Here is a 12,968-nt window from a genome sequence, read left to right as displayed (position 1 = left end):
GCGTTTACAAATTGGCTTACGCCCAACAAAGACCTTGTTTTGGATATGTATGCTCTTGGGTATGGGTGTCGGATTTGGGCAAGTTGATGTCGAATTTTCTCAGGCGACGGGTTCGGATGACGAGGACTCCGGGGGCAACCTTCCAGAACTCCTTGTGACAGGCACTGTGTTGGTTCCCACAACGGTAACCGTGACCGACGCTGGCACAGGTACCGCGACATCGGGCATAGATTACGATTTTACAAGCCCTCAAGTGGTCAACATACCAGTTGGAATATATCCCCCGGGCAGCTCAATTCCAATTCCCACACTTGCGATAACGGGTGACACCACGGTGGAGCCCAACGAGACACTGAACCTTGGGCTAAGTGGTGAAACGGGAAATGCGACATTAGGTGCGCAGACCACGACGACTTATACCATTACTAATGACGATGTATTTATCGCCACGATAACGGCGACCGACAATACTGCGACTGAGGCGGGCCCGACCACCGGGACCTATACCGTTAGCCTGGACGTTGCCAACAACAGCGGTTCCCCGTTGCTAGTGGGGTATACCGTGGGCGGTACGGCCACCTCGGTCGATGACTACGCCGCGCTCTCGGGCACGGTGAGCATCCCCAATGGGTCGGACCAGGCCACGATAACGCTTACCCCAGTCGATGACCTTGACGTTGAGGCTGCCGAGACGGTGATTGTGACGCTTTCGGCGGGAGCGGGCTATACGGTCGGTGCGCCGGCCAGCGGCACTGTGACGATAACCAGTGACGACGTTGCCCCGGACCCCGTTGCGACGATATTGGCGACCGACAATACTGCGACTGAGGCGGGCCCGACCACCGGGACCTATACCGTTAGCCTGGACATTGCCAACAACAGCGGTTCCCCGTTGCTAGTGGGGTATACCGTGGGCGGTACGGCCACCTCGGTCGATGACTACGCCGCGCTCTCGGGCACGGTGAGCATCCCCAATGGGTCGGACCAGGCCACGATAACGCTTACCCCAGTCGATGACCTTGACGTTGAGGCTGCCGAGACGGTGATTGTGACGCTTTCGGCGGGAGCGGGCTATACGGTCGGTGCGCCGGCCAGCGGCACTGTGACGATAACCAGTGACGACGTTGCCCCGGACCCCGTTGCGACGATATTGGCGACCGACAATACTGCGACTGAGGCGGGCCCGACCACCGGGACCTATACCGTTAGCCTGGACATTGCCAACAACAGCGGTTCCCCGTTGCTAGTGGGGTATACCGTGGGCGGTACGGCCACCTCGGTCGATGACTACGCCGCGCTCTCGGGCACGGTGAGCATCCCCAATGGGTCGGACCAGGCCACGATAACGCTTACCCCAGTCGATGACCTTGACGTTGAGGCTGCCGAGACGGTGATTGTGACGCTTTCGGCGGGAGCGGGCTATACGGTCGGTGCGCCGGCCAGCGGCACTGTGACGATAACCAGTGACGACGTTGCCCCGGACCCCGTTGCGACGATATTGGCGACCGACAATACTGCGACTGAGGCGGGCCCGACCACCGGGACCTATACCGTTAGCCTGGACATTGCCAACAACAGCGGTTCCCCGTTGCTAGTGGGGTATACCGTGGGCGGTACGGCCACCTCGGTCGATGACTACGCCGCGCTCTCGGGCACGGTGAGCATCCCCAATGGGTCGGACCAGGCCACGATAACGCTTACCCCAGTCGATGACCTTGACGTTGAGGCTGCCGAGACGGTGATTGTGACGCTTTCGGCGGGAGCGGGCTATACGGTCGGTGCGCCGGCCAGCGGCACTGTGACGATAACCAGTGACGACGTTGCCCCGGACCCCGTTGCGACGATATTGGCGACCGACAATACTGCGACTGAGGCGGGCCCGACCACCGGGACCTATACCGTTAGCCTGGACATTGCCAACAACAGCGGTTCCCCGTTGCTAGTGGGGTATACCGTGGGCGGTACGGCCACCTCGGTCGATGACTACGCCGCGCTCTCGGGCACGGTGAGCATCCCCAATGGGTCGGACCAGGCCACGATAACGCTTACCCCAGTCGATGACCTTGACGTTGAGGCTGCCGAGACGGTGATTGTGACGCTTTCGGCGGGAGCGGGCTATACGGTCGGTGCGCCGGCCAGCGGCACTGTGACGATAACCAGTGACGACGTTGCCCCGGACCCCATCAGTATATCCGATGTTACATTGGCGGAGGGCGATGGCGCCACGACGAACTTTATTTTTACCGTCAGTGTGGACGGTGGCGGCAATGCCGCATCGACGATAGATTTTGATTACACCACGGTTGACGGAACGGCGACGACTGCCGACGGGGATTATGTGTTGAACGCTGGGTCGGGCCAGATCACGGCCGGTACGCCGAGCACCACGATCACGGTTGTCGTGAACGGGGACACCACGGTCGAGCCCACGGAGGGCTTCACTGTGGTGCTGAGCAACCCTGTCAACGCGACGTTGACGGATGGCACGGGAGCTGGGACGATCACCAATGATGATTCTGCTACTTTGACCATAACCGACGAAAGTGTTCCAGAAAATGTTGTCGGAGGCAATATGGTCTTCACGGTAACTTTGAACAATGCGGTGGCTGGGGGTACACAAGTGGCTTATGCCTTTACCAACCTTACTGCCACAGGTAGTGGAATTGACTATGACAATACAGGAGGTAATCTACTCTTTGCTGGTAATGCTTCTGAGACCCAAGACATCACTGTGGCCATAAACAATGAAACCATTATTGAAGGAGATGAAACCTTTAGAGTGACTTTGGGCATACCGACCAATGGTGTCACTGTGACAGGTTCTCCTGCAATAGGAACCATTCTTAATGACGATGCCGCCGTGGCCACTATAACAGCAACAGACAATCTTGCAACCGAAAGCCCAGCAAGTACAGGGACTTTTCAGGTGAATATTGGCAGTGTAAACAATACCGGTTCCCCTATACCAGTAAACTATACTGTTACGGGAACAGCAACTCCTACGGCAGATTACACTGCACTTTCAGGAACTGCAAATGTGGCCAATGGACAACAAATCGCAACGATAACAGTAAATCCAGTAGATGATGCGGAAATCGAAGAGGACGAAACGGTAATCGTTACCTTGGCCACAGGAGCTGGCTATTCAATTGGTGCTCCCGACAGCGCTACGGTTACGATTGAAAGTGAAGACGATACTCCGCCGGATGGCTATACGGTAACCATCAATGATGATCCCATCAATATTACCAATCAAGGTGCGATTAGTTTTACGTTTTCCAACGCCCCTACGTTTTTAACCACATACGACTATACGTTGAGTAGTAGTGGGGATGGAGGTGTAGCTACCGTAACGGGAGGTGGTGCCCTTAGTTTTGTAGATCAAACCGTATCCAATATAGACGTAAGCGGTTTGCCCGATGGCGTGATTACCCTTTCAGTGGTAGTGAGTAATCTTCTGGGCACGGAAGGACCTCCAACAACAGATACAGCTATAAAATATACAGCGGTTCCTTCAGGCTATACGGTAACCATTGATCAAAGTATCATCAATTTTGATAATCAATCGGCCATTGGCTTTACGTTTGCCTTGGCTGAAGTAGGGGCTACATACAATTATACGTTCACCAGTGATGGAGGGGGAACACCTGTTACAGGTTCTGGAACTATTGCTACCGCTGCGGACAATGTCAACAATATAGATTTAAGCGGGCTGGCAGATGGTTTGGTTACCCTAAGCGTAACCCTTAGCAACGCCAATGGTGCAGGAGTGGCGGCAGAAGACACTTCAGATAAGGATACCACAGTATGTAATGCAGGAGGAGTGGCCCCGGTAAGGGATACTTCGCTACCAACAGTTTTTTGTGGCGATTTTGAAATAGACCTAAACGATTATGTGACCAATATTGCCCCAGTGGGTAGTGAACTCACATGGAGTACCAACCCCGATCCCAATGATACGGAAGCGCACCGTAGTAGTGTGGTACGTAGTGCTGCACAGTATTTTGGATTTTTCTATGATGAAGTGAATGCTTGTGCCAGTCCACTAGTAACCATAACGCTTACCAATTTCCCGATTCCGATCATCAGCGATCCAACGGGGGATGAACGTTGTGGCGAGGGAACATTAACATTGACTGCCAGTTCGGACAGTGGTGTGCTAAGTTGGTTCGATGTGCCTACCGGAGGGACTGCTTTGGGAACAGGAGGTGTCTTTATTACACCTTCCATTTCAGCAACGACCTCTTTTTATGTTGAGGCAACCGCAAACGGATGTACTACGGAACGAATAGAAGTGGTGGCGGTGGTAACCGATGCTCCTTCAACAGGAACACCTACTGATATGGTGGCCTGTAATGCAGTTAGTGAAGATGGTCCTAATGTAATCGATTTGGATGATACCCTGACGGGTGCCGATCCCGGAACTTGGGCATTGATCACAGATCCTTCCAACGGTGGTGTGGCCATAGGAGCTGGAAATACTGTGGATTTTGCTGACCAACCCATTGGAGATTATGTGTTTGAGTATACTACTACGGGAAATGCGTCTACTTGTGATGATGGTTCGGTTCAAGTAACCATTACCGTGGAGGATTGTTTTGCCAATGCCGATATAGACTTGGCTTTGACCAAAGAAGTCGATAACGATGAGCCACTTTTAGATGATGTCATTACGTTTACCATAACCTTGGAAAACACTACGATGGATAGAATACTCGACATTGTGGTGACCGATTTGCTGGATACTGGCTTTGAATATTTAAGTCACAGTGCTTCCATCGGTACATACGTTCCGGAAACAGGGGAGTGGACCATACCTGATTTGGCATCCAACGTGGAAACGGCTACATTGGAGATTGACGTTAGGGTAACCACACCGGGAACAATACAAAATACTGTGGTGTTGACTTCTTCTTTCCCTGTGGATGATGAAGTGGCTAACAATACTGCTACAGCAAGTGTGAATGTGAATAGAGACCAGTGTACAGACCCTGGAACACTTTGCAACATATTTTCACCCAACAATGATGGGCGAAACGATAGATTAATATTGGTTGGACATCAGCAATTTGCAAATAATACCCTAGAAGTTTTTGATCGCTACGGGAACAGTGTATTTGCCATGGATGGATATGACAGTTCTTGGGATGGAACCGGTAAGAATGGCGATTTGCCCAAAGGAACCTATTTCTATATATTGGACCTTCAAGGAGATGGGACCGAGGTAATAAAAGGGTGGATTCAGATCATAAGATAAAGACAAAGATGCCAGAGAACATTGGTTTACGAACGTTGACAGTATTACTCTTTATGGTTTTTATAGGCTTGGGTAGATCCTTTGCCCAAAAAGAGCCTCAGTACACCCAATACATGTACAACATAGGAAGTTTTAACCCAGCTTATGTAGGTACGGTGGAAAGCCCAGAGATCATAGGATTGTATAGAGCTCAGTGGGTTGACATCCCTGGTGCGCCCACAACCATTCGGTTTGGGGTAAATGTGCCTCTTTCCAATGAAAAAATGGGTCTTGGACTCAATGTGGTCAATGATGAGCTTGGACCATCCAACCAAACCTATATTGAGGCCGCCTATTCCTATCAAATCAACCTTTCTGACGACACCAAATTATCCTTTGGAATCAATGCAGGAGGTTCCATGTTGGACATAGATTATTCCAAAGGTTCGTTTCAGAATGGATCGGACCCCTCCATTCTTGGCGAAAACTATAACAGTTTCTACCCCACCATAGGTGCGGGACTTTTTATGTACCATGAAGAGGATTGGTATTTGGGACTTTCAGCTCCAAACTTCCTCACCAATGGGCTGTACAATGATGAAGTAGCCACCATTGTGGAAGACAATATGCAGTTTAATGCCATTGGGGGGTATGTTTTTCAATTGGGAGACCGAACCAAGTTTAAGCCTGCTTTTTTATTGAATCATCTTAAAGGTTCTCCTGTGAACGTTAACCTTTCGGCAAATTTTCAATTTATAGATGCACTTACCATTGGCGCTTCATACCGTTTTGACAATGCGGTGAGCGGGTTGGCCGGATTTCAGATATCCAATGCCATGTTCATTGGCTACTCCTATGATTACAATACCAATGGTCTTGGAGAGTATAGTGGAGGATCACACGAGGCCATTCTTAAGTTTTATATTGGAAGGGGCGGTTTCGGGTCTGGTGGTTCAAAAGACAAGAACAAAGGAAAGAACACAAAGAATAAGGGCAAGCAGATAGATTCCCCAAGATTTTTCTAATATGGATGTAGCAAAAAAAATAATTCCCGTACTGTTGGTTTCCTTTCTGGGTATGGTTTTCTGCTATGCCCAAGGAAAGAAAAAATCCAAAGGGGACGACCTCTTTTTTCAATACGAATATCAAAAGGCCATCTATGCTTATGAGGCCGAAATGGCTTCGGGGACGTTAACCGAACAACAGTTTTTGAACTTGGCCGACTCCTATTTTCAGACCAATAAATTTGAAAAGGCATCCGAGGCTTACCTGGAACTTTTCAAAAAGGATACACTAATGGGCGGGCATCATTTGAACAAAATGTTGCAGAGTCTTTCCAAAACGGCCAATAAGGAACGAAGAACCGCTTTTATGACCACCATGTCGTCCCGTTTTCAAAAAGAACTGTTGGAAAACATGGAGTTCAATGTACAATTATTGCAAAACGATGCTGCCGAACCCGGGATGGACTATCGGATTTTCAATTTGATGGGAAACAGTCCACAAACAGATTTTGCTCCAGCTTTTTACAAAAACCAGCTTTTGTTTTCGAGCGGACGCGTGCAGTCCAAAAGGAACACTTATGCACCGGGTAATGAAGGATATTTCAACATATACCAATCCCAGTTGGGTGCAGACGGTCAGATTTCCAGTGTACAACCTTTTAGAGAGGTGACCGATTCGGATTATCACAAAGCAACACCCTTTTATTCGGAAGAGTTGAACAGCATTCTGTATGTCCTGTCCAATACCGAAAATGGTAACTTGGCCTTTGATACCAATGGGAAAAATGCCCTGGCCATTGGTAAACAAGCAATAGGAGGTTCGTTTCAACTGCTACTCAAAGACCTGAGTACTTCATTTTACTATCCTTTTTATGATGGAGCAAGCGGTAAGCTGTATTTCTCTGCCAATTTTGACGGAGGGTATGGTGGTACAGACCTGTACTTTGTTTACACCAACAACGGGCAGATCATGTCAGCACCCATAAATTTGGGACCAAGGGTAAATTCCCCTGGCAACGAAATAGCGCCTTTTGTATTTGAGAACAGTTTTTACTTTGCTTCCGATGTATTTTATGGTCTTGGCGGGATGGATATTTACAAATCCAATATGGAAGGTGATGGATTTGGGATTCCCATTAATTTAGGGAAAGGTATTAATTCGCCCGACGACGATTTTGGACTGATCATGCGGAATGAAGGTGAGGGACTGTTGGGATATTTTGCCTCCAATAGGCCTGGAGGAAAAGGCAAGGACGATTTATACGGATTTAAAGTAGATGAAAAACCAGGTTTAAAGACCTTGACCTTTAAAGGAAAAATTGTGAAGTCTGTTGCTGGCTCAGGTACTGTGGACAAAGCCGTGATTAGACTCATGGATACCGATGGCGAACTATTGGCGGAAACCTATTCGGACGAAGAAGGTAACTACAGATTGGAAATCCCTTGGAAGGAGGAAGTGGTGTTGGAATCGACCAAAGAGCGGTATTCTGTGTTTTCAAAACAATTTACTGAAGAGGAATTGCAAAAGCTTGAAAATACAACATACGATATCGGAATTGCTTTGTATGATGATTTAGTGGAAGAAAAAGAAGGGCAGAAAGTGGTAAAGCTCAAGAAGTTTTTCTTTGATAAAAACGATGTCAAGTTAACTGCCGAAATAGAAACGGAGCTGGACAAGGTGGTAGCTTTTGCAAAGAATTTTCCCTCTGCGCAATTGCGTATAGAAACCTATACTGACAGTAGGGGAGGCAGTTCCACCAACTTTAGATTGACCCAGGCCCGATCAGATGCCATTAAGAGATATTTAGTTCAGCAAGGTGTACCACAAGCCACTATTTTATATTCCATTGGTTATGGGGAAGATAAAATTCTTAATAACTGTACCAATGGGGTATTCTGTCTGGAAATGTTGCATCAGCAGAACCAAAGATCATTGATTGTGGTCCTAAACGATAATGTCCTCTTTGATTACTAGACCAATACCATCCAACAATAGTATAGGGCAAAAAGCGAAAGAAAGATGATACCGGAATAGGTAAGTGCCTGTAATCCAATCTTTGGTTTGAAGGGTTCAGGTATATCTTTTCCCATAACGGCCTTTAGGTTCATCCAGCCCAATAATGGAGCCAATACAAAGGACACAAAAGTGGCCAAGGCAACCAAATTTCCCATGTTGGCACCGAAAAGGGTTATGACCATCCAGTTGATGATGGCCATGCACAATACCATAAACGCAAAGGCATTTTTACTCTTGAACATGGCTTTTTTGGGATACAGTTTTTCAAGTACATCAAGACTTACTCTAGAAATGGCATCATGTGCGGTCATACAAGTACTGAACATGGTGGCAAAAGCCGCTACGGCAATAAAAAGATAGGCCCAGTTTCCTATGTGGATAGTGAACAGGCTAACTACTTGATCGGCAAAAACCACGGCACTTCCGCTAAGTTCGGTTCCCGTGCCATAGAGGGTTAACCATCCAATAATCAAAAAGAATACGGCTAAAAGTGCCGTTAAAAAATAACCGAGATTGAACTCCTGTAATGCTAATTTCAATGAAGGCTTCTCTTTCATGGTTTTTAGGTTTTCCATACCCCAAAGGCTCACCCATCCCGAAGCTTCAACGGCTGTGGGCATCCATCCCATTAACCCGATTAAAAAAAGAATCCCAGCTTCGTTGAATATCTCTGGACGGATGTAAGATTCAGAACCGGGAACAGGTCCTTTTTCCAATACTAGGGCGGTGGTGACCAATAATGCCACAAACAATATGGAGATAACCGCTTTTAATGAGTTTTCCAGAAACCGGTACTTGCCAATGATCAAAAGAAGACTGATAAATACAAAAAGACACAAAGAAATAGTCCCGGCGCCCATACTGGTAACCTTAAAAAGGTTCATGAACAACCCGGCCGTAACCACATAGAGTGCAGCCAAAACGGTGAAGGTTGAAATCAAGGTGATAAACGCATACACCCATAAATATGATTTTCCCAGATTTAGGTACCCTTCCACCAGACTTTTTTCGGTAACAGTGGTATACCGGATGCCAAACTCAAAAAAGGGATATTTTAAAATATTGGCCAACAAAATAGGGATGATCATAATCCATCCATATTGGGCCCCAGCTTTGGTCGATAGCACCAAATGCGAAGTTCCTATAGCCATACTGGCAAACAATAGCCCAGGCCCAAGGGCTTTTAGAAGCATTTTCAGTTGTGTCATGTGTTATAATGTGCGTTGGTCTAATGTACTACAATTTGGTTTTCTTTTAAAACACCCTATCCATGAAGAAATAATGTTTTTGTTGAGAGTTATCGAATTTCTTTTTTTCTAATGTAGGGGGATGATTTTTGCCAACGTATTTATGATGTAAAAGATGTATGAAACTTGATTCCATTTCTCTCTAAACCAAAAATGTGGTTTTTAAGGAAAGTGGCAGTTTCTGGGATGACCGATAAAAGGCCTGGTGCTCATCTGGAGAGTTAACTTTTTTAGTATGACGACAGGTAGATCGGTTCCGTTATGTGGAAGCAAACAGCATAGCGTGTCTTTAAAAAATCTTTTGGCAAGGAGAGAGGAATTCTTTATTTCGTTTTCCTTGATTCAGTACACCAGTGGCAGACCAATGGTGTAAAAAAACAACACATAACACATTCTGGAAACTTTAGTGCATGTATGCGCGTGGGAAGGTTTTGTCCATTTCCAAAGTATCGCTTAAAGCTGATATTCTTTTAGATCAATTTTAACACCATTAAAACATGTTAAAATATTGCATACAACTACATATAAATCAATATTTTATCGTAATCTTATTCTGTCATTAACAGTTTAATTTCCCTACTTCACTTTGGAAAATTCCTTATTTATATGGAATTTTGCCATTCTAATTCAAAAAAATCATTAAATGAAAACCAAATTAATGTGGATTTCAGTGCTTTTTACAGTGCTGAATCTTTCGTTTTCTTTTGCACAAGAGAAAACGGTTACAGGAACTGTGACGGATCAGTACGACTCCCCACTTCCTGGTGTTTCAATTGTTGTGGTTGGTACAACCAATGGTACACAGACAGATTTTGATGGTAATTATGTCATCAGTGTAAGTCAGGGACAAGTATTGCGTTTTAGTTATCTAGGTCAGAAAACCGTACAGAGAACCATTGAGGCGTCCAGTACTATTAATGTACAAATGGAAGATGATGCCCAAGCTTTGGCAGAAGTTATTGTAACGGGTCAGGGTTCAGGTATTGCGAAGAGAAAGCTATCGACTACGGTTGATGTACTGGATTCTGAGGAAATAGAAAGACTTCCATCCAACCAAATTGATCAAATGTTACAAGCAACGGCTCCCAGTGCTCAGGTTAGATTGAGTTCAGGACAGCCTGGAACTGCTTCCATCATCAGGACAAGAGGTCCTATTTCGGCCGCTTCTTCATCAACTCCGGTTGTTATTGTTGATGGTGTTCGAGTGGATAACTTGAACTCTAACCCAGAATTGGGATTGGATACAGGAGGTGCAAACGTTTCTGCACTTGCTGATATTCCAGTAGAATCCATTGAAAGAATTGAATACATTAAAGGTGGTGCCGCAACCACACTATATGGTGCGGATGCTGCCAATGGTGTGATTCAGATCATCACCAAAAAAGGAAAAGCCGGTAAGTCTACTGCTTTCTTTGAAAGCCGTTTGGGTGTAATCAAGGCGACTACCGACTTTTTAAAGTACGACAGAACGGCTGAAGCTCTTTTTGCTCCTGGATTTTCCCAAGAATACCGTTTAGGTTTTAGTGGTGGTTCAGAAAAATTCTCCTATAACTTTGGAGGAAGTCTTTACAAGGATGATGGTTTTAACAAACTAAACGAGCAAGTTAGAAGAACTTTTACCTTTGGTTATACTGCCAATGTAACGGATAACTTTAAGTACCAAGGATCATTCTCCTTTGTAAGTTTTGATTCCAACTTGGATTACAATGCCAATGTGAACTTTTCAAGATTCTCAAATTTTGAAGGTGGTTCTTATGGCAATTTGGATGAGATGACCGATGCTGAATGGGCTTCAGTTTTGGCCAATTCAGATGAGGTTGGTTCCCTTGTGGATATAACCAGCAAAACCAGTAGGTTTACGGGTTCCAATAAGTTTATTTATGATGTGAATAGTTCAATCCAAGCGAATGCAACTATTGGTGTGGATTACAGAACCACAACCCAAGAGAACTTGCAGTCCAATGCTTTCCTTGTGGCCATTGGTGCCGAAAACCCAGGAACTACGAATAAAGCTGAACTTGCTAGGGTGATCAGAAACAATTTTGTGGTTACTGGAGATTTGAACTTGACCCATAGGGCAGAGACCGAGAATTTTTCTTTTGTGACCATTTTGGGTGGACAGTTTTTTAGAACTACGGATAGGCAAAACCGATTGGATGGATCGGGAGGTGTTGATGGAACTAGAAGAATTGACTTCTTCCCAACCCAATCTGCATCTGATTATGTGTTGGAAAATGCCAACTATGGATTGTATTTCTTGGAGAACCTTGGAATATATGACGTAGCCTTCTTGGAATTTGGTGGAAGATTGGATAAGAATACTTCTGCCGGTGACAATACCAAGCCTTTGTTGCTACCCAAGGTAGGGTTAACGTATAATGTTTCGGATCATGATTTCTATAGAGAAAGTGGAATCAGCGATATTGTCTCTACAGTAAGAGTAAGAGGTAATTATGGTGAGGCCACAAATTTCGCACGCCCCTTCTCTCAAGATAAGACCTTTGAACTAAGCCCATTTTTAGGGGTTCCTGCATTCTCATTTGCAAACCCTGGAAACAATGATTTGATTTCAGAAACGGTAAAAACCACTGAATTTGGTCTTGAATTGGGCTTGTTTGGCAATAGAGTGAATCTTAGCGGTACACGTTATAAGGCCATTACCGAAGATGCATTGTTTACTCCGGTAAAACCACCATCCGAAGGATCGCAAAACCAAATCATGAATATTGGTGAGGTGGAAAATAAAGGATGGGAATTTGAATTAAGGGCATTTGTACTTCAAACACAAGATCACCAATTGGATTTTACCGTATCCTATAACACCAACGAGAACAACGTTGTGGATACAGGAGGAGCAGCACCTTTTGTTGTTGGTGGATTCAACGTTTTGGGATCTGTTGTTGCAGAGGGTGAAAGCCTTGGTTTCTTGAGAGGAACCGCAGCCATTCGTCAAGATGATGGTAGCTACAGCTTTGAGACCAACAGCTCTTTGGGTAAAACTTTCGCACCTAAGTTTGGTACCGTAAACTTGAACTACTCTTGGAAAGACAAGGTCAACTTCTTTGTTTCCGGGGATTATCAATATGGTGGAAAGATCACAGACTTGAGTTTCTTGCTTAGACATTTGTCAGGAATAGATAATACAGGTATTCCTGATGATTTGGTTGGGACTACAAGTCCGTTCAATTATGTAAACTACTTTGTTTTTGATAACGATTTCTTCAAAATCAGAAACATTGGTGCTACCTATAACTTCGGAGATGTTCTAAAGCCTTTCTCCAGTGTAAAGTTTGGAGTAACAGTGACAAATCCATTTAACTGGACTGCAGGGAATTTTGACCCAGAAGCAACAGGTTCAGGTATTGGGGCACAGAACGGATTCTCCAGTGGTGGATTTGCATACGGAACCGAATCCGCTCCAAGAATCTTTATGAGTTCACTAAGGTTTCAGTTTTAATCGAATA

General features: G+C 45.7%; 5 protein-coding genes. 4 read left to right on the top strand and 1 reads right to left on the bottom strand.

Annotation, left to right across the window (positions count from 1 at the left end; translation table 11 throughout):
* The first annotated feature begins 61 nt into the window (after positions 1 to 61).
* The 3 genes from ACP14V_RS13475 to ACP14V_RS13465 are packed head-to-tail and all read left to right on the top strand — an operon-like array spanning position 62 to position 8,215.
* Positions 62 to 5,257 carry a Calx-beta domain-containing protein gene (locus tag ACP14V_RS13475; protein WP_424987502.1) on the top strand — a complete coding sequence of 1,732 codons (5,196 nt, stop codon included), beginning with the start codon at positions 62 to 64 and terminating at the stop codon, positions 5,255 to 5,257.
* An 8-nt stretch (positions 5,258 to 5,265) separates the two neighbouring features.
* A complete protein-coding gene (locus ACP14V_RS13470) occupies positions 5,266 to 6,261 on the top strand; it encodes a PorP/SprF family type IX secretion system membrane protein (RefSeq protein WP_272608519.1) in 996 nt (331 codons plus the stop codon).
* 1 nt (position 6,262) lies between these two features.
* Positions 6,263 to 8,215 (top strand): OmpA family protein, encoded by a 1,953-nt coding sequence (locus ACP14V_RS13465; RefSeq protein ID WP_272608517.1) that lies wholly within the window; start codon positions 6,263 to 6,265, stop codon positions 8,213 to 8,215.
* On the opposite strand, the gene ACP14V_RS13460 is transcribed toward ACP14V_RS13465, so the two are convergent.
* The gene (locus ACP14V_RS13460; RefSeq protein WP_272608515.1) at positions 8,212 to 9,465 is read right to left on the bottom strand and encodes an NRAMP family divalent metal transporter; all 1,254 of its coding nucleotides are present in this window, start codon (positions 9,463 to 9,465) and stop codon (positions 8,212 to 8,214) included. The two genes, ACP14V_RS13465 and ACP14V_RS13460, sit on opposite strands and share 4 nt — an antisense overlap.
* 682 nt (positions 9,466 to 10,147) lie before the next feature.
* Between ACP14V_RS13460 and ACP14V_RS13455 the strand changes: the two genes are divergently transcribed.
* Positions 10,148 to 12,961, top strand: coding sequence for a TonB-dependent receptor domain-containing protein (locus ACP14V_RS13455; protein ID WP_272608513.1), 2,814 nt, complete (start codon positions 10,148 to 10,150; stop codon positions 12,959 to 12,961).
* Positions 12,962 to 12,968 lie beyond the last annotated feature (7 nt).

The sequence above is a fragment of the Flagellimonas alvinocaridis genome (assembly GCF_965248585.1).
Taxonomy (GTDB): domain Bacteria; phylum Bacteroidota; class Bacteroidia; order Flavobacteriales; family Flavobacteriaceae; genus Flagellimonas; species Flagellimonas alvinocaridis.
This window is presented reverse-complemented; position numbering and strand designations above follow the sequence as displayed.